At 44.2% G+C, this 23,230-nt stretch carries 20 protein-coding genes and 2 pseudogenes; 13 read left to right on the forward strand and 9 right to left on the reverse strand.

All coding sequences use genetic code 11. The features are described 5' to 3' along the window. The first annotated feature begins 36 nt into the window (after nt 1-36). Nucleotides 37-1,269: an ABC transporter substrate-binding protein gene (locus tag P7F88_RS07490; RefSeq protein ID WP_277823325.1), complete on the forward strand. Its 1,233-nt coding sequence runs from the start codon at nt 37-39 to the stop codon at nt 1,267-1,269. A gap of 103 nt (nt 1,270-1,372) precedes the next feature. Then, entirely contained in the window at nt 1,373-3,145 is a 1,773-nt protein-coding gene (locus P7F88_RS07495; protein ID WP_277823327.1) for a choice-of-anchor I family protein, read from the forward strand. Between the two features lie 37 nt (nt 3,146-3,182). Here the strand turns inward: P7F88_RS07495 and P7F88_RS07500 are convergent, their stop codons facing one another. The 4 genes from P7F88_RS07500 to P7F88_RS07515 form a co-directional block, all read right to left on the reverse strand. Further along, nucleotides 3,183-3,380, reverse strand: coding sequence for a Lar family restriction alleviation protein (locus tag P7F88_RS07500; protein ID WP_277823329.1), 198 nt, complete (start codon nt 3,378-3,380; stop codon nt 3,183-3,185). Nucleotides 3,381-3,427: 47 nt separating this feature from the next. Next, nucleotides 3,428-4,015: a TetR/AcrR family transcriptional regulator gene (locus P7F88_RS07505; protein ID WP_277823331.1), complete on the reverse strand. Its 588-nt coding sequence runs from the start codon at nt 4,013-4,015 to the stop codon at nt 3,428-3,430. 223 nt (nt 4,016-4,238) lie between these two features. After that, nucleotides 4,239-4,997 carry a DeoR/GlpR family DNA-binding transcription regulator gene (locus tag P7F88_RS07510; protein WP_277823333.1) on the reverse strand — a complete coding sequence of 253 codons (759 nt, stop codon included), beginning with the start codon at nt 4,995-4,997 and terminating at the stop codon, nt 4,239-4,241. Nucleotides 4,998-5,021: 24 nt separating this feature from the next. Further along, the gene (locus P7F88_RS07515; RefSeq protein ID WP_277823335.1) at nt 5,022-5,909 is read right to left on the reverse strand and encodes a PfkB family carbohydrate kinase; all 888 of its coding nucleotides are present in this window, start codon (nt 5,907-5,909) and stop codon (nt 5,022-5,024) included. Between the two features lie 199 nt (nt 5,910-6,108). On the opposite strand from P7F88_RS07515, the gene yihU reads away from it, so the two are divergent. From yihU to P7F88_RS07560, 9 genes are all read left to right on the forward strand, one after another. Next, the gene (yihU, locus tag P7F88_RS07520; protein ID WP_277823337.1) at nt 6,109-7,002 is read left to right on the forward strand and encodes a sulfolactaldehyde 3-reductase; all 894 of its coding nucleotides are present in this window, start codon (nt 6,109-6,111) and stop codon (nt 7,000-7,002) included. Nucleotides 7,003-7,028: 26 nt separating this feature from the next. Beyond that, nucleotides 7,029-8,090: an aldose epimerase family protein gene (locus tag P7F88_RS07525; protein ID WP_277823339.1), complete on the forward strand. Its 1,062-nt coding sequence runs from the start codon at nt 7,029-7,031 to the stop codon at nt 8,088-8,090. 205 nt (nt 8,091-8,295) lie between these two features. Next, nucleotides 8,296-9,546, forward strand: coding sequence for an AGE family epimerase/isomerase (locus P7F88_RS07530; RefSeq protein WP_277823341.1), 1,251 nt, complete (start codon nt 8,296-8,298; stop codon nt 9,544-9,546). A 369-nt stretch (nt 9,547-9,915) separates the two neighbouring features. Next, a complete protein-coding gene (locus P7F88_RS07535; protein WP_277823343.1) occupies nt 9,916-10,776 on the forward strand; it encodes a class II fructose-bisphosphate aldolase in 861 nt (286 codons plus the stop codon). A gap of 157 nt (nt 10,777-10,933) precedes the next feature. Next, nucleotides 10,934-11,470, forward strand: a complete 537-nt coding sequence (locus tag P7F88_RS07540) for a TRAP transporter small permease (RefSeq protein ID WP_277823345.1) — start codon at nt 10,934-10,936, stop codon at nt 11,468-11,470. 10 nt (nt 11,471-11,480) lie between these two features. Further along, nucleotides 11,481-12,773, forward strand: coding sequence for a TRAP transporter large permease (locus P7F88_RS07545; protein WP_277823347.1), 1,293 nt, complete (start codon nt 11,481-11,483; stop codon nt 12,771-12,773). 73 nt (nt 12,774-12,846) lie between these two features. Beyond that, nucleotides 12,847-13,896 (forward strand): TRAP transporter substrate-binding protein, encoded by a 1,050-nt coding sequence (locus P7F88_RS07550; protein ID WP_277823349.1) that lies wholly within the window; start codon nt 12,847-12,849, stop codon nt 13,894-13,896. A gap of 185 nt (nt 13,897-14,081) precedes the next feature. After that, nucleotides 14,082-15,716 carry an alpha-glucosidase gene (locus tag P7F88_RS07555; protein ID WP_277823351.1) on the forward strand — a complete coding sequence of 545 codons (1,635 nt, stop codon included), beginning with the start codon at nt 14,082-14,084 and terminating at the stop codon, nt 15,714-15,716. Between the two features lie 14 nt (nt 15,717-15,730). After that, entirely contained in the window at nt 15,731-16,087 is a 357-nt protein-coding gene (locus P7F88_RS07560; protein ID WP_277823353.1) for a TIM-barrel domain-containing protein, read from the forward strand. Nucleotides 16,088-16,298: 211 nt separating this feature from the next. Here the strand turns inward: P7F88_RS07560 and P7F88_RS07565 are convergent. From P7F88_RS07565 to P7F88_RS07585, 5 genes and pseudogenes are all read right to left on the reverse strand, one after another. Continuing rightward, nucleotides 16,299-16,840, reverse strand: a pseudogene (locus P7F88_RS07565) (DUF924 family protein). A gap of 103 nt (nt 16,841-16,943) precedes the next feature. After that, nucleotides 16,944-17,528, reverse strand: a complete 585-nt coding sequence (locus P7F88_RS07570) for a DUF1294 domain-containing protein (protein ID WP_277823355.1) — start codon at nt 17,526-17,528, stop codon at nt 16,944-16,946. Between the two features lie 7 nt (nt 17,529-17,535). Then, a pseudogene (locus P7F88_RS25785) lies at nt 17,536-17,643 on the reverse strand (GNAT family N-acetyltransferase); the annotation flags it as partial. A gap of 176 nt (nt 17,644-17,819) precedes the next feature. Further along, nucleotides 17,820-19,325 (reverse strand): glycerol kinase GlpK, encoded by a 1,506-nt coding sequence (gene glpK, locus P7F88_RS07580; RefSeq protein ID WP_277823357.1) that lies wholly within the window; start codon nt 19,323-19,325, stop codon nt 17,820-17,822. 64 nt (nt 19,326-19,389) lie between these two features. Then, nucleotides 19,390-20,244 (reverse strand): MIP/aquaporin family protein, encoded by an 855-nt coding sequence (locus P7F88_RS07585; protein ID WP_422127624.1) that lies wholly within the window; start codon nt 20,242-20,244, stop codon nt 19,390-19,392. 351 nt (nt 20,245-20,595) lie between these two features. On the opposite strand from P7F88_RS07585, the gene P7F88_RS07590 reads away from it, so the two are divergent. After that, complete coding sequence (locus P7F88_RS07590; protein ID WP_277823359.1) at nt 20,596-21,357, forward strand: DeoR/GlpR family transcriptional regulator; 762 nt, start codon at nt 20,596-20,598, stop codon at nt 21,355-21,357. Between the two features lie 216 nt (nt 21,358-21,573). After that, on the forward strand, nt 21,574-23,226 hold the full coding sequence (gene glpA, locus P7F88_RS07595; RefSeq protein WP_277823361.1) for an anaerobic glycerol-3-phosphate dehydrogenase subunit A: 1,653 nt from the start codon (nt 21,574-21,576) through the stop codon (nt 23,224-23,226). Nucleotides 23,227-23,230: the final 4 nt, after the last annotated feature.

Below are 23,230 nucleotides of genomic sequence, written 5' to 3' on the forward strand. Positions count from 1 at the left end.
TATTAAATTATCAAACCATAGCCTTTGAGTATATTAATGAATAAAGCTCTTCCATTGCTTTTTTTAGTTGCTTCTTTTCACGCCTATTCTGCTCAAGACCTACGTGTATCTCTACTTTCATTCAATGGCGCACAACGAGAAGCATATGACACCATATTTGAACAATTTTCCCAAAAGCACACGAATATCAATCTTGTAGTAACCAATTATGAAGCTGAAAAATACAAGTCTGAGATTGGAGACTGGCTGCAGACCGACAAGCATAGCGACATAATGTATTGGTTTGGTGGAGAGAGATTACGTAGCTTTGTAAAACAAGGATTAGTGAAAAATCTGGACGAAACATGGCAAAGCAATAATTGGGATGAAAGCTTCACTACTGCTGCAAAATCTAGTGTTTCGTTTGAAGACCAAAAGTATGGCCTTCCCGTACATTACTATCCGTGGGCGATGTATTATAAGAAGTCTCTTTTTGAACGTTTAGGTATCGTACCACCAACGACCTGGGAGGAATTTATATCCACCAGCAACAAACTGAAAGAGAACCAAATAACCCCTATTGTAGTGGGCAGTAAAAACCATTGGACTCTTGCCGCATGGTTTGACTACTTGAACCTCAGACTCAATGGGTTAGAGTTCCATCTAAAACTCATGAACGGGGACGTTAGCTACAAAGATAACAGGGTCATTAAAGTATTCGAGGTATGGAGTTCTCTGGCAACACAAAATTACTTCCTGGCAGGACATCAAAATCTAACATGGCGAGAAGCGCTACCTTTTCTCTACCGGAACAAAGGTGGAATAATGCTTATGGGCAACTTCTGGACTTCACAAATCCCTCCCTCTTTATACGACGACATAGGAATGATTCGCTTCCCTATTATTGATAGCTCTCTCCCCGTATATGAAGAAGCGCCTACGAATGTATGGATGATCCCTGACAACACTCAAAATAAAGAGGGAGCTATAACGTTAATGGAGTATCTAGCTGAACCGCAAGTTCAGGAAGAACTTAATAGTGCTATAGGGATGATAGCTCCTAGTCCAACTCATAAAGCATCAAATGACTATTTCATTAATAGAGCCTATGAACTATTAGCGAAGGCTGATGGTAGTTCTCAGTTTTTCGATAGAGATACCCTACAACCTATTGCGTCGAAAGGTATTGAGCAGTTTTCCCGCTTTGTTTCCAATGTCGAGACGCTGCCAGATGTACTAGAAGAACTGGAAAGATTGCGTATTGAAAGCAAGCAAGGCACAAATAATTGAATCCACTATCAATCATTTAATGCAAATAAAAAGTCAATAACCTGTAACAAACTGCGAATAAAGTAATCGATTTCATCGATAATAAAATAGTACAGGGAAGACAATGTCTATCACTCAGAAAATTCATTTGGCGATTCTGGCTTCTGTAGTAGCTTTAACCGCCTGCTCCACAAATAACTCCAGTTACACAGAGCTGGGAATTAAATGCCAAGCTTCACCTATTACGGGGCAATCCGATAAAGAAATTTCAGGGCTAAAACTCGTCGGAACGTCCATCGCTGACGCTGAATTTGATTCTTCAGCTGCAGAAATTGTTAGCTACGATAGCTGTACAGATAAGATTTATGTAGTCAATTCTCAAGCGAGCCGGGTAGACGTGTTATCACTAGATGAACGCGGGATGCCTGCGCATACGGGCTCTATTGCCCTTGAAGCTGCCGGAAACGCTGCTGGAGTTCCTATCGGTGCCGCAAACAGTGTCGCTACACACAATGGACTGATCGCCGTCGCTATAGAAAACGCTGAAAAGCAACAAGATGGCATTATTGCTCTATATCGGTCTGATACGCTTGAATTGCTTGCAACTTACCCTGCGGGTGCGCTACCCGATATGGTTGGTATCTCCAAAGATGGAAAGTACATCGCGACAGCCAACGAAGGTGAGCCAAACAGTGATTACACCGTCGATCCAGAAGGCAGTATCACTATTGTCGATATATCAAAAAGTGTTATGAACGGGAAAGTGCATCAAATTGGTTTCAAGGAGTTCAATGAAGGCGAAGCTCGTCATTACGAACTAGACCCAAACGTTCGAATTTCCGGACCTAACGCAAGCGTGGCTCAAGATCTCGAGCCAGAATACCTGACATTTACAGACAACGGAAAGCTCTACGTTGCTCTTCAGGAAAACAACGCGCTAGCGGCGATTGATCTAGAGACAAAGAGGGTTGAGTCCATCTATGGTTTAGGCGGGAAACCCTGGGCGACGTATGAATTAGATGCATCAAACAAAGATAAGAAGATTGGGAACTTCAAGAGCTATCCAATGTTAGAAGGGCTCTATATGCCTGATACGATAGACAGTTTCACCATCAATGGTCAGTCTTATATAATCTCTGCTAATGAAGGTGATGGCCGCGAGTATGGCTTCGATACCACTCAGAGTGTATGTAATGAACGCGGTTTTGACTGGGACGAGGATGATTTATCTGGTACCGAAAAATACTTTACCGAGGAAGGATTCTGTATCGCTTACGTTGATGAGACTCGCGGTAAGAAGCTGAAAATCGCCCCCGAACACCCACTTGCAGAACAACTTCAAGACAAAAAGGCACTAGGCCGTCTTAAAGTGGTTAACGATAAGATGGTAAGAAAAGATGAGCCTGTTTACGCGTATGGAGCTCGTTCATTCTCTATCTGGGACGAGAAAGGCAACCTTATTTTCGATAGTGGTGACACAATAGGCAAAGTGGCTTTTGCTTCCGATGGTAAATACTTCAATAGTACCAACGATAACAACAACAGTGGTGATGACCGGAGTGATGACAAAGGAACAGAACCTGAAGCTATCGAAACTGCAAGTATAAACGGTCAACAGTATGTATTTGTTGGACTAGAAAGACACGGTGGTATTATGGTGTTTGATGTTACTCAACCAAGCAGAAGTCAGTTTGTAACATTTGCAAACAACCGTAGCTTTGGTACAGATGTTTGCACTGAAACCGATGATGGTGATTGTGATAATGGCGCATACAACCCTGGTGCGGGAGATTTAGGCCCCGAGTCTATCAACTATTTCCAGCGTAATGGAAAACACTATCTTGCGGTGGGCAATGAAGTTAGCGGTACGACGTCCGTCTTCCAGATAGAATTCTAGCCTGTAATATATACTCGAGACAGACAAACTTAGCCCGCTAGGCTTGTCTGTCTAAATCTCGCTTCTCAACAGCACCGCTCGACTTCCCCCTATTGTCCCAGATGTACATTGGAGAAGACGCAGCACACTCATCACAAACAACGTGTGCTTCTTTCTCATCCCCGCCCCATGCAGGATAAAGATATTCAATAGACAATGTATTGCTACCGCAAAATGGACAAGATTTATGTTTCATTAATGGCTCTCCCCAAAGCTAAGCTTATTATTTTATCTGGTCATCGGTTAACGACGGGTTAAAACTTCAATCGTTTTAAGCACTTTCTCGAACTCAGTATGCACATCAAACGTGTTGGAAGTAGCAGCCATCGAAAGCAAACCCTCAAGCATAAGAAAAACAGCTATTGTTAGCTCTTCAACACTGAGTTCTTTTGTACGGCCCGGGCAGTTATTTACCGCATCGGCAATGGCGTTTTTATACATATCCAGACAGCTATTCAAGCTTGATTGAACAAGTTCGCTCTCCATCATTTCGTGGCAAACCATATTCAGGCGATTTAGTTTTACGATGTATTCAAGGTTTTCATACATAAACACTCTGAGGAAATCGAATGGCTGAGCGTCAGACCTGAAGCTCTCTATCTCTTCCTCGAAACGTCCACCCACCCCATGGATAATAGAGACAAAAATATCTTCCTTACTTGTAAAGTAATGATATATCGCGCCTTTTGAAAGCTGAGTTGCAACCATTATGTCTTTCATGGTTGTTCTCGAATACCCTTTTTCAAGAAAGATATCCAGAGCACAATCCAGTATCTGATTCTTTCTTTCCTGTTCGGATCGGTGTTTCGTACCTTGTTTTTCTTCTGCCACGAATCTAATTCAACTCAAAATAAACCGCACGGTCGGTATATTATTCGGTTTAAACTAAAAGATAAAGCAAAACAATTATTCAACAATGAAACTTTTAGATATTTTATACTTGGTCTATTTAACGAAGAAAGAAAGCTAAATAATTCGCCAAAAATGAGTTATTGATTAGAAGGGAAGCATGGAATCAAAACGGCACCCTGTGAGTGCCGTTTATCAAGATTAGTTATTTGCAAATTTCGACTTTAACACTGCCGGTATTCAGAACATCCTGAATATCTTCTGGTGGTTGCTCGTCGGTGAAGAACACCGTCGCATCCTTAATATTACCCAGTTCGATAGAACCTTTAGGCGTGTATTTGGTTGAGTCCAGAGCCACAAATACATTCCTTGCGGACTTCATTACAGCCTGAGCAATGGCTGTTTCGTTAAGATCATACTCAAGCAATGTTCCATCTTCATCAATAGAGCCTGCACTAGTAATCATGTAATCGAAACGGAAGTTATTAATAAAATCAAGAGCCTCAGTACCGACAATTCCGCCATTCTTCGCTCTGATTTTTCCGCTTGGGATCAACACATCAAAGCTTTTATTGCTATGCAGTACATTTGCAACCCGAAGCGAGTTGGTGATCACCTGCAAATTGCTTTTCTTAAGAAGATGCGTTGCTATGATTTCTGTTGTTGTGCCTATCGTCAGGAACACGGTTGAGTTATCGGGAATCATCTGAGTAATGCGTTCACCGATAGCATTCTTTTCTTCAGTTTCTGAGACTTTACGAATTTCGTAATCAAGGTTAACTGTACTGGAAGGAGAACTTGCACCACCGTGGTGACGCACTAACAAGCGCTCGTCGCTGAGTTTCTTGATATCTCTTCTGATCGTTTGTGTCGAAACTTGCAGAATTTCTGCAAGTTCTTCGACGGTACAGTAACCTTTATCAATAACTAATTGTAATAGTTTGTCTTGTCTTGGATTAGTCATGATAACCTTTGCTTAAATTTGTTATTAATCTGCAATATCTGCTTCAACCGTTGCACGGTCAGGAATGCCTTCGCGGCCACCTCTTCGGGTGCATTTTATCGCTGCTACTGTATTTGAAAATATAACTGCCTGACGGGTTTCCATTCCTTCAGCGACCGCAACAGCAAGTGCTCCATGGAAAACATCACCAGCACCTGTAGTATCCACCACATCAACAACTTTACCCGGCTGATGCATCAGTTCGTCGTCTTCTAACCAGTAGCAACCCTTTGCGCCGACAGTAACATATACTTTCCCTTTTGTCCTTTTCTGAGCGATTTTTAGACCTTCAATTGGATCATCTGTCGCACTAAATTTAGCCAGACCAGGTTCTGAGAATGCAATATGATCGGAAAGTTCTACAAGCTCATCAATAGGATCCGGACAAATATCGGCATCCAGTACAGAAGGAATACCGAATTTTTTCGCCTGTTCAAGCGCGTATTTGGCACCTTCTATCCATCGTACATCACATAAAATGGTTTCGTATGTAGAGAAATCAACAGATTTAAGAGGTTCAATATCTCGGCTTAGAGACTTGTCCTGGTAGTTGATGATCATGCGCTCACCTTCATCATCCACCAGCACCGCAGAGAAAGCCGATGACGCTTCAGATATATGAACAGCATTGTCTACACCAACACCGTATCCAGATAACTCAGACAACATAGTGTCTGCCACAGAATCACCACCAACACGTCCGATAAAATCAACATCCTTTCCGAGTCTAGCCACAGCAACTGAAGCCGTTGCCGCTGGCCCACCGCCAACTTCAAAATAGTCGGTTGCAACAAACTTGCCGCCGGTAGTAGGTAGTTGAGCGACTCGCTGGATTCTGTCGAGTACGGTAATTCCAAGACACGCTATTGCCATTAGTTAATTCTCTTTTTGTATATGTAGGGTTATGTTTCCATTATATGAATATTCATCTTTTTGGATGAGATGACAATCACAAAACAACACCAAATGTACACAAAACAACAAAATGTGACAGCGATTACGGTTGTATTTGTAGAAATCGTTATATTGGCGACACTACCAAACCAAATCATACGTTAAGAAGGATTAATTCATGTCAACTATCGGCTTTATCGGTCTTGGACAAATGGGCAGCCCAATGGCGGCAAACCTTATCAAAGGCGGAAACTCTCTTAAGGTCTTCGATATTAACGAAGAAGCTGTATCTAAGCTTGTTGAGCAAGGCGCAACTGCCGCTATATCTCCAGCTGAAGCTGCAAACGACGTTGAGTTCATCGTTACTATGCTTCCAAATGGCGCACTAGTTCGTGCAACTCTGTTTGGCGAAAACGGCATTACAACAACAATGAGTAAAGATGCTCTTCATATCGACATGTCGACTATTCATCCAATGGAAACAGATGCTCTAGTTAAAGAGATGGCTGATGCTGGATTCCAGATGATGGAAGCACCGGTTGGTCGTACTTCAGACCACGCTATTCGTGGTGAACTTCTAATCATGGCAGGTGGTACTAAAGAGCAGATTGAAAAAGCTCAACCTCTGTTTGATTGCATGGGTAACGAAACGGTTGATTGCGGCGGTCAGGGTAAAGGCATTCGCGTAAAAATCATCAACAACTACATGAGTATCGCACTTAATGCGCTGTCTGCTGAAGCCGCAACACTTGCTGAAGCAATTGGCCTGGAGTTCGATGCTGCTCTGAAAGTAATGAATGGTACGCCTGCTGGTAAAGGACACTTCACTACAACATGGCCAGGAAAAGTACTGGCTGGCAACCTTGATCCTGCATTTATGATCGACCTTGCACATAAAGACCTGGGTATCGCCCTTGACCTTGCAAACCAGGTTAACGTTCCAATGCCTTGTGGCGCCGCATCTCGTGAGATGTACAGCATTGCACGCGCAGCAGGTCGTGGTCGTCAGGACTGGACGGCGGTACTAGAGCAACTTCGTGTAACCTCTGGTCTTGAACCTAAAATTAAATAAGAACTTCAATACAAAAAGGCATTAACGTGAAACTCACTACTACCCCATGGGGCGAAGTAGAAGGTCAGAACACACCAGTCCAGCTATTTACGCTGGAAAACCAGAGTGGAATGAAGCTTTCGGTCACCAACTATGGCTGCATAGTGACGTCGATTGAAACACCAGACCGCAACTGTGAACTTGCTGATGTCGTTCTGGGCTACGAAAGCCTGGAAAAATACTTAGTCGGACACCCTTTCTTTGGTGCGATTGCTGGTCGCTATGCAAACCGCATCAAAGATGGCAAATACAGTCTCGATGGCATCAATTACCAACTTGAAACCAATGAGCCCCCAACGACTCAACATTTGCATGGCGGTACAAAAGGGTTCGACAAGTATGTCTGGAACTACTCGGTAGAAGAAACCGAAACGGGTATCTTCATTCATTTTAACCGAGTATCTCCAGATGGAGAATCTGGTTATGGCGGTACACTAAACGTTGTTCATACGATTGGTTTGGATGAATCGAATCAGGTTCATTACAACTTTAAAGCCACCACTGACAAGCCAACCGTTTTGAACCTATGCAACCACAGTTACTACAACCTTGGTGGCCATGATTCTGGCTCTGTTGAAGGCCATGAACTGAAGCTGTTTGCTGATTTCTACACGCCAGTCGCAGAGAACATGATTCCTACTGGTGAAATCCTTTCCGTAAACGGGACTGGACTGGATTTCACCGCTTCTTCTGTTATTGGTGAAAACAAACAAAAGCTTGAAGAAGATGGTTTCGACCATAACTACATACTCCATCACCGCGATGTAGAGGATGATTATGGTTACGCAGCAGAACTGTACGATCCTAAAACGGGACGCTTTATGACGGTACTAACCACTCAGCCTGCGGTTCAGTTCTACAGCGGTTTTAAGCTATCCAACAAACCGTGGTTTGGTCGTAATGGCTTTAAGTACGAATCCTGGGGTGGAATGTGCCTGGAAACCCAGCACTTCCCAGACAGTCCAAACCAGTCTCACTTCCCTTCTGTTCGTCTGAATCCAGGCGAAGTATTCGAAGAGAAGACCATACACAGGTTTGGAGTGAAGTAAGTTTTACAACAAGCGCTCACATGAGCGCTTTTTTAGGCCTTAATTTTCCAGTAAAGATTGTGCTCCAACGCTCAAAAATGTCCGTTATTGTTTATTTATGTTGAAAAGTGATACATAACTAACAGAAATAAACTGAACAGACTGATAATTTTAGTCGCAACAAACAATAATGACGATTATCCAATAATTCCAGAGGAAACAATGTATGAAGTGGATTAATACCCGATCCCATATTTCTTGGTTAGAAACCGAAACAGACCGCATCTTCGAATTTGGCAGAAACGCTGTTGTACCTAATGGCTTTGGCTGGATTGGTAACAACGGTAATGTTCGTGAAGAGATGGGTACACGCCTTTGGATCACAGCAAGAATGCTACATTGTTACTCTCTGGCTGCGTTGATGGGTCGCCCTGGAGCAATGGACCTGGTTGAGCATGGTATCACTGCTCTTGAAGGCCCACTAAAAGACAAAGAGCACGGCGGTTGGTTCGCTACTATAGATAATGAAGGCGAAGGCATCATGGATGAGTCTAAACAAGGCTACCAGCATGCATTCGCACTGCTAGGCGCAGCAAGTGCTGTTACTACTGGTCACCCTCGCGCACAAGCTCTTCTGGAAGAAGCTATCGCTGTTTATGAGAAACACTTCTGGGTTGAAGAGAAGCAGATGTGTTACGAGTCATGGGATCGTGCCTGGACTGAAACAGAAGATTACCGCGGTGGTAATATGGCAATGCACTCTGTGGAAGCATTCCTGATTGTTTATGATGTAACTAAAGACAAAAAGTGGCTTGACCGCGCACTGAACATTACTGAATTCATGGTTCACAAGACAGCAAAAGGCCTGAGCTATCGTGTAAATGAGCACTTCGATTCAGACTGGAATCCACTACCAGACTACAATAAAGAGACACCAGCAAGTCACTTCCGTGCATACGGCGGTACACCTGGTCACTGGATTGAGTGGGGTCGTTTGATCTGTCACCTACGTGCAACGCTCCTAGAAATTGGCGCTGATGCACCTGAGTGGATGCTAGAAGATGCCATTGGTCTATTCGATGCAACGGTACGTGACGCATGGTATGTAGATGGCGCACCTGGTTTTGTTTACTCGGTTGACTGGGACGGTAAACCTGTTGTTCGTGAACGTATTCGTTGGGCTCCAGTAGAAGCTATCGGTACTGCTTATGCGCTTTACGCTGTAACTGGTGAGAAAAAGTACGAAGACTGGTACCAGACATGGTGGGATTACTGTCGTACTTACCTGATCGACTATGAAGGTTGCTCATGGTGGCAGGAACTAGACGTAAACAACCAGGCTGGTACAAGCGTGGTTTGGGACGGTAAGCAGGATATCTATCACCTAATGCACTGCCTGGTGATTCCTCGCCTTCCTCTGACTCCGGGTCTGGCACCGGCTGTTGCTGCAGGTCTTCTGGATCAGGATGTGAAGTAAACCTTCTCACGCACCTATCTCTATCATTCCCACGCACATGCGTGGGAATGCTTTTCTGACACGTTTCAACACTTTACGTTCTTACTTCATTGTTCCCGACACATACTGCGCCTTCTCAAATATTCGAGATCTGTCTGCATTCCCACAGGGACCGTGGGAACGAGGGTTTCTTGATCGTTCCCATGCTCTACGTGGGAATGCATACCTGAGTCAAAAACAAACAACAAACTTTGTCCAAAAGATGTGCCCCAGCACTCACTTTTGTCCATTTATGGTAGTTTTTGTAATTAATGATACATAACTAACAGAAATAATCTTACTCTATTGGTAATTTCTACAGTAACAAACAAATCAAGAGGAATACTCAAAATGCCTTACATGTCCGGTAAAACTATGATCAAAGAAGCGTGGGATAACAGCTACGCTATCGGTGCATTCACTGCTCACAACCTGGAAACTATCAAAGCTGTACTTCTTGCAGCGCAGGAAGAGCAATCCCCAATCATGATTCAGATCGGTCAGAAAGCTATCAACGAAATGGGCATGAAGCCTCTACGTGACGCCGTTGATTCTCTTATTCAACACCATGAAATCACAGTACCTATCTGTATTCACCTTGACCACAGCCGTAAATTTGAGCAGTGCATGGAAGCGGCAACTCGCGACTTCCAATCTCTGATGTTTGATGGTTCTGCGCTTCCGTTTGAAGACAACATCCGCATCACGAAAGCCGTTGTTGAAGTAGCAAACGCTCTAGGTTTAGGTGCTGAAGGTGAAATCGGCAAGATCGGTGGTACAGAAGATGACATCACCGTTGATGAAAAAGATGCAATGGTCACTACTGTTGAAGAAGCTCTGGATTTCTCTGAGCGTACAGGTGTTGATTATTTAGCTGTTTCTATCGGTACCGCTCACGGTGTATACAAAACAACACCAGAACTGAAGTTCGATCGTTTATCTGAAATCAAAGAAGCCGTTAAGAAGCCTATCGTGCTACACGGTGGTTCAGGTGTGCCAGACGACCAGGTTGTAGAAGCAGTTAAGCGCGGTGTAGCTAAGATCAACGTTGATACAGAGCTACGTCAGGGCTTTATTGCAGGTGTTAAAGCGTACTGGGAAGCAAATCCTGAAGATGTAATTTTGGCGGATGCAAACAACTCTGGTATCGCTTCAATGATGGAAGTTGTTAAACACAAAATTCGTCTATTTGGTTCAAACGGCAAAGCTTAATGTCATTTATGTGACATAAACCCTACAAAAAACGACACATTGTCCACTGCTGTGAATAGGTTCAAAGAACCAATTGTGTAACTAGGTTATCAATAGCACTTAGTGAACAATGTGTTGTTTAAACAACTATACAGATAATAATTATTTTGGTGATTCTATGCTGAAAGCAATAGAAAGAGCATTAAACACAGTCAATGCGCCAATCGCTCGCTGGACGGCCAATATAGCTGGTTTCTTCCTGCTGGTTATGACAGTGATCGTCATCGTCCAGGTAGCATTCAGATACCTTCTGAATACACCACTTGGCTGGACAGATGAATCGTCGCGCTTTTTGATGATCTACATGACCTACCTGTGCCTACCGATCATTTATCTTGATGATAAAAACATCGCAATGACCTTCGTGACAGACAAGCTAAAAGGCACTCGCGTATTTGAGCTGCTGATGGTAGTCGCACACATTGCAAGTCTACTTCTGTTTGCAGTTTGGATTTATTTTGGTTACGCATTCTACCAAACTGGCTCAGTGATGGCAGATAGCCTGCCTATTCCAATGTACACGATATATGCAGTACCTCCGGTGATGCTTGCGATTTCTTGTTCGTTTGCGCTGCAAAAACTGGCTGGTGCGCTGCACAAGCTTATCTATTTTAATGAAGAGCAGAAGAAAGTAGCTGCTCAAGCGGCAGAGTAGAGGTCTTATCATGGTTTCTCCTATTTTCGTTCTCTACTTTATGGCATTCCTGCTTATTGGTGTGCCTGTACTATTCGCTCTGGGTCTGGCTCCGATCATTACCTTCTTCCAGAACGATCAGGTACTGTTCATTAACATGCTTTACCAGCGCCTTTACTCTGGTTTGGATAACTTCCTTCTTCTCGCGCTGCCATTCTTTATGCTGGCAGGTGAATGTATGTCGAGTGGTGGTATCACACCTCGAATCATCGCATTTGCTCAGGCTCGCGTTCAGCACCTAAGCGGTGGTCTGGGACACGTTGTAATCCTGACTTCGACTCTGTTTGGTGCCCTTACAGGTTCAGCGGTAGCAGCGACATCAGCAATCGGTAACATGTTGTTACCAGAGATGAAGAAGTTTAAGTACGACACAAGTTACTCAGCGGCACTAACCGCGGCAGCAACTATCATTGGTAATATCATTCCACCATCAGGTCTGATGCTGCTGTACGCATTTGTAATGAACACCTCGGTTGCAGCAATGTTTATCGCGGGTATTGTACCGGGTCTTATCTTCTGTCTTGGCCTCATGCTTGTTAACCGCGTACAGATTCGTAAATACCCTGATGTGCAAACGTTGCCACGAGCGAGCAAGTTGGATCGTCGTGAAAGCCTTAAGCTTGCGATTCTGCCACTGCTTACGCCAGTTATCATTCTTGGTGGTATCTACGGCGGTATCTTTACTCCAACAGAAGCAGCTGCGGTTGCGGTGGCATACGCTATCTTCCTGTCGGTTTACGTAATCAAAGTAACAGACCTGAAAGCAACTTACGTATTGTTTACTAAGGTAGCAGTGAACGCAGCAGCGGTATTGATCATCGTAGCGGCGGCAAGTGGATTTGCTTCGGCAATCAGCTTCTCTGGTATCTCAAACATGGTGACTGAGTTCTTCAACGGAATTACTCGTGATCCATTGATGCTGTTCTTCATCATCAACGTGTTCTTGTTCATTGTTGGCATGTTCTTAGATGCAGGTCCTGCGATTCTTATCTTCGCACCTATCATCGCGCCAATCATGATCAATGCGGGCGTCGACCCAGTGCACTTTGGTGTGGTGATGTGTATCAACCTGTCAATTGGTCTGGCAACCCCACCGATGGGACTGGTGCTGTTCGTAGCGTCGGGCGTATCGGGTCAGCCATTGCAGAAGATTTCGAAGGCGATTATTCCATTCATTATCGTGGAGTTCCTAATCATCTTCCTAATTTCGTTCTTCCCTGATCTAGTTATCGGCCTACCGAAACTGTTAGGCGTGATGCAGTAACTATTACAAAACAGTTTGTGAAACTACAAAACAAATCGTGAAACATAAAGCAAAATACTATAAGGAACATAACATGAAAAAATCACTACTGGCACTTGCAACTACAGCCCTATTTGCAACATCAGCAGCCAACGCGGCGGATTACAAGCTGACTGTGCCACACGTGTCAAACCTGGAAAGCTACAACCACCAGTCATTGTTAGTGTTTAAGAACTATGTTGAGTCTCGTTCTAACGGTGCTATCGAAGTTGATATTTACCCATCAGGTCAGCTATGTAGCAACGCTAAAGAGTGTATCGCTGGGGTACAGGCAGGTATGTTTGACTACTTCCAGACGACTATCCCTGAGCTAGCTAACTTCTGGAAACCAGTAGGTGCGTTTGACCTTCCATACATGCTGCCAAACGACCGTGTTGCTGAGTGTGTTTACGACAACGAAGAGTTCTTAGGTGACGTTCGTGGCGAACTTATCAAGCGCGCTCCAAACGTACGTCTGATGATGGTATCTAACTCTGGTGGCTGGCGTAACATCGCGACTACTAAGAAGCAGGTAATGTCTCCAGATGATGTTAAAGGTCTGAAACTACGTACAGTACCAGCTAAGATCCAGCAAGAACTTGTTAAAGAACTTGGCGGTTCACCAACTCCTATCGCATGGCCAGAAGTTTACACAGCACTTTCCACAGGCGTAGTAGATGGTACTAAGAACGGCATCGTTGATATCGTACAGAACAAATTCCACGAGAGCCTAAATTACCTAATCCTTGATGGTCACGCATACATGGGTGGTGCTTGGGTATTCAACGACATGAAGTTCAAGTCTATGCCAAACGAGCTGAAGCAAGTACTTGTTGACGGTATCGATGCTCAGAACCAGTACCTACGTGCATATCCTAAGCACCGTGAGTTCTCTGCTTACGAAGAGTTCCGCAAAGCTGACGGTACAATCTACAACCCAACAGCAGAAGAAAAAGCGAAGTTCCAGGCTAAAACTGCTCCGGTTAAAGATTATTTCCTAAGCACAGCTGGTGACGAAGGTAAAGCATGGCTTGAGCGTTTCCAAAACGAAATCAAGACATGTGAAACTAAGATTGCTGCTGATTACTCAGTACAGTTCAAGTAAGTCGTAAGTTAGCGCTTCCTCTACAGGAAGCGTTTAACCCTCGTTCCCACGCTCCGCGTGGGAACGCATAAGTTAAACAAATCCTACCTAAGTATATTTCTGCCTGACCTTACTCAAAGACAGAGAAAGGTCACACACAAATATCACTTATAAATAACCACTTACCCTATGTGGAGCTTTAAAAAATGAACGTATCCTACGACAACAGTTCACTAGTAATTAAACACAAAGACAGAATTGTTTTTACCCATACAGAAGAGAACCCTTCACTATTTTTAGGCGTTGGTGACGCTAACTACGATATGTATCGTGGTAACTTCAAAATCACCGACTACGTGACTGAAAGACTGCCAATGCGTAAGTTCTCTGTTGAACAGGCTGAAGACAAAACTGTTGTGACTTTTAAGTTTGACGGTGAACCAGCAATTGCAATGACCGTTGGCGAAACCGCTGAAGGCCGCCTGAAAGCAGAATTTGAAGCAATCGATAAGAAATTCAACCGTTTCTGGATGCGTATAAACGCAACAGAAGAAGAGAAAGTATATGGTTGTGGTGAGCAGTTAACATACTTCAACCTGCGTGGTAAAAACTTCCCTCTATGGTCTTCTGAGCCAGGTGTAGGCCGTAACAAGAACTCTTATGTTACCTTCCTTGCTGACACTAAAGATAAAGCAGGCGGCGACTACTACAACACCAACTACCCTCAGCCAACTTTTGTTTCTGATAAGAAGTACTTCTGTCACCTGGAAACAACGGCGTATGCTGATTTCGACTTCACCAACGCAGATTTCCACGAACTTCAGGCATGGGACATCCCTGAGTACGTCCTTTTTGACGCTGAAGAGTCCTTCCCTGCCCTTGTGAAAAACATTACTGACGTATTTGGCCGCCAGCCAGAGCTACCTGACTGGGTACTGGACGGTGTTATCCTGGGTATCCAGGGTGGCACAGAGATCATGCTGGACAAAGTAGCAAACGCGAAAGCCGCTGGTGTAGAGGTTGCTGGTGCGTGGTGTCAAGACTGGCAAGGTATCAAGATGACTTCCTTTGGTAAGCGTCTGCAATGGGACTGGCAGTGGAACAAAGATCTATACCCTGGCCTAGATACTAAGATCCATGAGCTGAAAGAAGAAGGTGTTCGCTTCCTTGGCTACATCAACCCATATGTACTGGAAGACTTCCCACTATACAAAGAAGCAGAAGCAAACGGCTATCTGGCGACTAAAGAAGATGGTTCTAAATACGTTGTAGACTTTGGCGAGTTCTACTGTGGTGTGGTTGACTTTACTAACCCTGAAGCTTGCGAATGGTACAAGGGCGTTATCAAGAAGAACATGATCGACTTCGGCCTTGATGGCTGGATGGGTGACTTCGGTGAGTACTTACCAACTGACTGTTCGCTGAGCAATGGCGTTAGTGCAGAGATCGAACACAACAAATGGCCTTACCGCTGGGCGAAAGTACAACACGAAGCGATTGAAGAAGCAGGCAAGACAGATGACATCCTGTTCTTTATGCGCGCAGGTGGTACAGGTATTCAGGGATACTGTCACACCCTTTGGGGCGGTGATCAGCTTGTAGACTGGTGTATTGACGACGGTCTAGCTTCTGTAATCCCAGCAGCGCTCTCATCTGGTTTGATGGGTAATGGTATCCACCACTCTGATATTGGAGGTTACACAACTCTACACGGTTGTAAGCGACCAAAAGAGCTATTCCAGCGCTGGGCAGAGATGGCAGCGTTTACACCAATCATGCGTAGCCACGAGGAAATCGCCCTGGAGACAACCACCAGTTCGACTCAGATCCAGAGACTCTAGCCCACCTTGCGCGTATGACGAAGATCTTTAAACACCTTAAGCCATACATCAAAGCGGCTGTTAAAGAAAACTCTGAAGTTGGTATGCCAGTCCAGAGACCTTTATTCATGCACTATGAGAACGATCAGGAAGCTTACGAAATTAAGTTTCAATACCTATTTGGGCGTGACATTCTCGTCGCACCAGTCTACAATCAAGGGGAAGTTGTTAAAAAATTGTACCTGCCTGAAGACGAATGGGTTCACGTTTGGACTGGGGAAACGTTTACAGGCGGATGGATTGAAATAGACGCACCGATTGGTCAGCCAGCGGTTTTCTATCGTAAACAATCAGACAACGCTGAATTTATAAGCCAGATTTCAAAAATTTAGCCATATTGAAATAGATATCAGCTATCCCACGATGATACTGGTCTCTGAAAAACGCAATTGCCGGGGTTGAACGCCCGGTAGTTGGATAAAAGCAGAGGTTCCCAACCGGTATTTTTAGCCATATCCTTTTTTCTTTGTGCTAATAAATAGGGCCTTCTTCGGAAGGCCCTTCCCTTATCCTTGTACGCATTTTCTGCGCAGAAAAACACATCTAAAACCCTGAGTTGGGTAATTTCAGAAACTCTATCTCTTCTTCTGTGGATTCTCGACAAAGGATTCGATTTCGATGAGGGTAACGACCAAAGCGGTCGATAATCGCTTTGTGCTTATGCTCAAAATCGAGGTTTCCTTTACCTTCCGACCCAAGCGATTCGAATAGCTTCACCGCCTCAGTGTGGATGAGCTTTGATTCACTATGCATGAACGGCATGTGAGAAATACTCTTTGCGTTTGTGGTAGTTCCGAATCTAAACCTTTGGAAACAGCGATCTGAGACAGTGCTAATGCCATTGCATCACACGCGAAAGATTCTGGCTTATCACGATAGATATTGCGAGAAAACTGATCGAGAACGATAACTTCAGCAAGGCTTCCTAGCGCGGTTTCGCGCCACTGAAACAGTTCACCCGCTTTAGCCTGATTATGGAGTTCACCAAATCGCGATAGGATCATTTGGTCAAACCCCAGATCCTTTATCCACCACTGTTTTGGTTCAAGCTCGGAAAACCAAAAGTCGATAATTTGTTTGTACATTCACACCTTCCTTGTTCGGTAGCCCACGCTAAAACTTAGTTAGATTTGGGGTTGTAAGCAATTATTCGTTTTTCGTAAAAACCTACTTGGAAAGTTCCTTAAGTTAAATACTGTTCAATACGCTTTGAACAAGATTCCTTCCTGAATCAGTGAATAGCCATATAAACATGCAAATATTCATTACGATAGTAACCCACAAGACAAACTTAAACGGCTGCTTCCTCGACTTATGGCGCAATAGAAATTGGGCCAACAATGCCCCCGGCCAACCACCTATCAGTGACAATATATGAAGGGTATTTTCCGGCGTCCTCCGCTTGCCATCTAACGCCGCTTGCTTATCCCAAGCATACATCAAATATGTGAGTAAGCTTAAAGCTAGGTACAAAGGTATAAGTATTACTTCTCCGTCAAGCACCAGCACGGACCCACTAGCGAACACCAAAAATGTCGTAGCAAATAATACGTTCATAGGAAAACCACCTAAACCTAGTATTTCTACGTTTTCAGCATTGAATCGCCCTTTTTCTGTTTCAACAATATCAAAGGTAACTGCATCATTTAATTTAGGACGTCGATTTATATTTTTTACAGACGATACGTGGATAAAGGCTATTAGTTCACCATTCAATGCAGAAATAAATCCGTAACCTTTTTTATCATTCCATTCTACTATTTGACCTTTCATTATCCTTCCCTAACCAGTAGCCAAGAGTTCCAAGTCCATCTTCTAACGCTGGGAAGCTAACTGCACCAATAACTTCATCATGACTTTTCAGTGTTATGGCATAAATCACATATTTCCTTTGGCGAAGTGTGGCTCACTGGTTGCTATCTACTGCACGGTAATCACCAGGTGATATCCCAAGGTAGATTAAAATCTAGAAAGGCAGGAGGAGCGAGGAGCAGGTGATTCCCATAGAACAAAAAAAGCCCCGCTCAGCGGGGCAATTAAGCTTAGGAACAAAGGTTTAGATTATTATTCTGCTTCAGACCATGCGCGTACACCGCGTACCGCACGTTTCCAACCGTTATAACGCTCTGCGCGTTTTTCTTCATCGTGTGAAGGCTCGAACGTCTTATCGATTTCAGCTTTGTCAGATACATCATCGATGCTATCCCAGAAACCTACAGCCAGACCCGCAAGATATGCCGCACCAAGCGCTGTAACTTCCGTTACTTTCGGACGAAGTACCTTAGTATCCAGAATGTCAGACTGGAACTGCATCAGGAAGCTGTTCGCTACTGCACCACCATCAACACGTAGGATTTCTAGTTTGATGTTAGAGTCAGCCTGCATAGCGTCGATAACATCGCGGCTTTGGTAAGCAATACTTTCTAGAGTCGCACGAATGATATGGTTGCGACCTGTACCACGCGTCATACCTACGATAGTACCGCGAGCGTATGCATCCCAGTAAGGAGCACCAAGGCCAGCAAATGCAGGAACAACGTAAACACCATTACAAGAATCGATCTTAGTTGCGAAGTACTCTGAGTCTTTCGCATCGTTCAGAAGTCTCATTTCATCACGTAGCCACTGGATAGACGCACCACCCATGAATACTGAACCTTCAAGTGCGTATGCAACTTCACCTTTAGGACCACAAGCAAGAGTAGTAAGCAAGCCATTCTGAGACGTTACTTTCTCTTTACCAGTGTTCATTAGTAGGAAACAACCAGTACCGTATGTGTTCTTAGCCTGACCTGGTTCTACACACATCTGACCGAATAGTGCAGCTTGCTGGTCACCAGCAATACCAGCAACAGGGATACGAGTACCGCCTTTACCACCGATGTTAGTTTCGCCGTATACTTCAGAAGAATTCTTAACTTCTGGCATCATAGACAATGGGATGTCGTACTCTTTAAGGATCTTCTCATCCCACTGAAGAGTATTGATGTTAAATAGCATAGTACGAGATGCGTTAGTGTAATCAGTAACGTGTACACGTCCCTGAGTCATCTTCCAAACTAGCCAGGTATCAACTGTACCGAATAGCAGTTTACCTTCTTCAGCTAGTTCACGTGCACCTTCAACGTTATCCAGAATCCACTTAACTTTTGTACCAGAGAAGTATGGGTCAAGAACCAGACCTGTGTTTTCTTTGATGTAAGCTTCAAGACCTTCGCGAGTCTTCAGCTCATCACACATAGATGCAGTACGACGACACTGCCATACAATCGCATTATATACAGGTTCACCAGTCTCTTTGTTCCACACGATAGTGGTTTCACGCTGGTTAGTAATACCGATACCAGCGATTTCGTCAGAGCGAATACCTTTTTGACCTAGAGCTTCTACAAGAGTTGAGCTCTGAGTTGCCCAGATTTCCATTGGATCGTGCTCAACCCAACCTGCTTCAGGATAGATTTGAGTAAATTCACGCTGTGCAACACTTACAATGTTCGCATCATGATCCAGAACAACCGCACGGGAGCTTGTGGTTCCCTGATCCAGAGCAACAATATATTTCTTAGTCATAGGTGAGTCCTTCGTTTCACTTTTATTAGAAGTATAATTCTTTAATTTCACGTTATTTGATTAGTTAAGCGTTTGCTTTTTCTTCAGCAGCGGCTTCTTTTTTTGCACTTACTTCTTCCTCTTCAGGTGCTACACCTGGAGCGTATTTACCTACCATGTTCGGATATAGCCATCCGCCAAGTAGTGCACCGCCGATAGGAGCAAGAATAGGAACAATAAAGTAAGGAATATCTTTCGCACCAGTCAGTGCGTAGTCCCATCCAGCAAGGAATGCGAACAGTTTAGGGCCAAAGTCACGAGCAGGGTTCATTGCAAAACCTGTTAGAGGACCCATTGCGCCACCAATAGTCGCAACCAATAGGCCGATTAGTAGAGGAACCATTGCACCGTTCGGTCCACCATTTTTCTCATCAACAAGAGCAAGGATACCGAACATTAGAACCGCAGTGATTACAAACTCAACAAGTACAGCACCACCAAATGATAGAGAAGGGTTAGGGTATGTGGAGAATACACCTGCTGTTGCTAATGCTTCAGGAGTGTTTCTGGCAACGCCGTTAGCCACTTCCCATTCAACAAATAAGTTTGCATATAATGCGTAAACTAATGCTGCTGCACAGAACGCCCCCGCAACCTGAGAAACAATGTATGGAACTACTTTGTGCTTCTCAAAGCCATGGAACGCTGCTAATGCGATGGTTACCGCTGGGTTAATATGCGCGCCGGATACACCCGCTGTAGCATAAACCGCCAGTGCAACTGCTAAACCCCAGATAATGCAGATTTCCCAATGCCCCAGAGGAGCGCCTGCAAGAACTAGAGCTGCAACACAACCAGCACCCCAGAATATAAGTAAACCGGTACCGATGAATTCCGAAATACACTGTCCCATCAGTGTATGGTCTTTTTTATTAGCCATAATTATTTCCCTTTGAACGTTTTTTCACTATCCCACGATGATAGTGTGGGGATAATGATATCCAAAAGAGCGAATACGAAAATGCGCTCAGATCGCAAATGTGCGTACGAACATTAAAAATGTTCAAACTATGTTCAAATTTGTTAAATGAAGCACAGTTTCCTATAAATGCCCCTTTAGGAGAATATAATTAGCGCTAAAACACTATATAAGACTGAATAAGAACTTTAAATGTTCACAATCGAGCAACATTTGCAATAATTCTATATAACTTCATTTATCGTTTTCAATTTTGCCAATAAACAGTAAAATCAATTAAGTTAGCAGTAAGCAAAAACTGGAGAGTAGCTCTTGAAAGCAGTAAAACGGCACCAGGAAATTATAGAGCTGGTAAAAACACAAGGTTATGTGAGCACGGAAGATTTAGTAGAGAAGTTTGATGTTAGCCCTCAAACCATCAGGCGAGACCTTAATGAACTAGCAGATGCTAACAAAATAAAGCGAAATCATGGTGGCGCGACCATTGTAACCAGTTCAGAGAACTCTTCTTATCAAACCCGAAAAGTTTCGAACCAAGGTGAAAAGGAGCGTATCGCTGCTAAGCTTGTCGAACATATCCCCAACGGTGCAACCCTCTTTATAGATATAGGTACGACTCCTGAAGCTATCTCGAAGGCGCTTCTGGTTAATCACAGTAATCTCCGAATTGTCACCAACAATATTAACGCCGCCGCTATTCTTATGGTAAAACAAGATTTTAAGGTAATTCTAGCAGGTGGCGAGGTACGAAGCCGCGATGGTGGTGTGACCGGCGAAGCTACGATGGACTTTATCTCCCAGTTCCGATTGGATTTCGGCATTCTCGGTATTAGTGGTATTGACTTCGACGGTTCTCTCCTTGATTTCGACTACCATGAAGTTCGTGTTAAGAAATCCATTATCGAAAATAGTCGCTGTGTTCTATTAGGTGTTGACCACAGTAAGTTCGGAAGAAACGCTATGGTTAAACTCGGTGGTATAGAAGAGGTCGACCTGGTGATTACCGACGAAACGCCACCAGAAGAAATCTGCACGGCGCTAAAAGAAAATGAGATTCAGCTTGAAATAGCGTAATTACTTCCAAAAGAATCATTCAGAAAACCAGCTTTAACCGGCTGGTTTTTTTCGTTTATCCCCATAAGTGCTTAATAAATGGATTCCTATCCGCAATTATTGTCACATTAACCATTCAGTATTAATGCTCGAACGAACATTTGTGAGCAAAATCGCTAATTAGATCGCAAATAAATGGCACACTATTCGTGCGTAAATTATTTTTGTGAGATGGCAATGAAACCTACAGCTCGATACGAAACCGAAGTCATTATTATAGGCGGTGGTGCGACAGGAACAGGCATCATGCGAGACTGTGCCTTGCGGGGCATTGACTGCATCTTGCTGGAAAAAGATGATTTAGCTTCCGGCACTACTGGTCGAAACCATGGTCTTTTACACTCAGGTGCGCGTTATGCGGTTACTGATCAACACTCAGCGAAAGAGTGTATTCAGGAAAACATGATTCTCAAAAAAATCGCGAGACACTGCGTAGAAGACACCGAAGGCTTATTTATCACGCTGCCAGAAGATGACATTAATTTTCAAGACACTTTTGTAGAGTCATGTCAGTCAGCGGGAATCGAAACTCAGAGACTAACGCCTAAAGAAGCGTTAATGCTCGAACCAAACACCAACCCAGAGTTACTTGGTGCGGTAAAAGTACCTGACGGCACACTAGACCCTTTCAGACTCTGTGCTTCTAACGTTCTTGATGCAAAAGAACACGGCGCTCGTCTCTTTAGTCATTCAATAGTGACCTCGCTTATCCGAGAAGGTGATCAGGTTATTGGCGTGAACTGTATGAATGTCCGCACCAAGCTTCCTTTTCAGGTATTCGCTCATGAAGTGATCAACGCAGCGGGCATTTGGGGACAAAATATCTGCGAGTACGCGGATCTGAACATTAAGATGTTCCCTGCTAAAGGCTCACTACTTATTCTGGATTACCGAATCAACAATCTGGTTATCAACCGCTGTCGTAAACCGGCAGACGCAGATATCTTGGTTCCAGGCGATACGATTGCGCTTATTGGAACCACTTCCGAACACATTGATTATGACCAGATTGATGACCTGCACGTAACTGCTGATGAAGTTGATGTTCTACTGGAAGAAGGTGCCAAACTGGCCCCGATCATGAACAACACCAGGGTACTTCGCGCCTATGCAGGTGTAAGACCATTGGTAGCCGTAGATGATGACGGCAGTGGCCGAAATATCAGCCGTGGTATCGTCCTTCTTGACCATCAGGAGCGCGATGGACTGAAAGGCCTGACAACCATTACCGGTGGTAAGTTAATGACCTACCGCTTAATGGCTGAAATGGCGACGGACACTGTTGCTAAGAAACTGGGTAACACCAAAGAGTGTGAAACTCATATCAAGCCACTTCCAGGCTCAAATGAAACACCTAAGCAAGTGAAACGAACAGCAAGTATCGCCAAGCCTGTTTATGAGTCTGCTATATACAGACACGGCGAGCGCGCTATGTCTTTCTTATCTGAACAACCAAAAAGCCAGGCCATTATCTGCGAATGCGAAATGGTTACTGCCGGTGAGATCGAGTACGCGATTAAGAAACTAGACGTACACAATCTGGTCGATCTGCGCCGTCGTACACGTTTAGGCATGGGACCATGTCAGGGTGAACTATGTACATACCGTGCTGCGAGCCTGTTTAAAGAGTATGGCGATATCAGCGGACACGAATCAGGCCAGCTACTGGTTGATTTCCTAGAAGAACGATGGAAAGGCATTAAACCAATCTTCTGGGGCGATGCTCTTAGGGAAGCCGAATTCAGCTACTGGATCTACGAAGGTCTATTTGGCGCAGGCGATGTGCCGCCTGAGCAAACTTCAATGCTCAGCCATGTAGAGGAAGAATAACACT

This window comes from Vibrio hannami (genome assembly GCF_029589055.1).
GTDB classification, from domain to species: Bacteria; Pseudomonadota; Gammaproteobacteria; order Enterobacterales; family Vibrionaceae; genus Vibrio; species Vibrio hannami.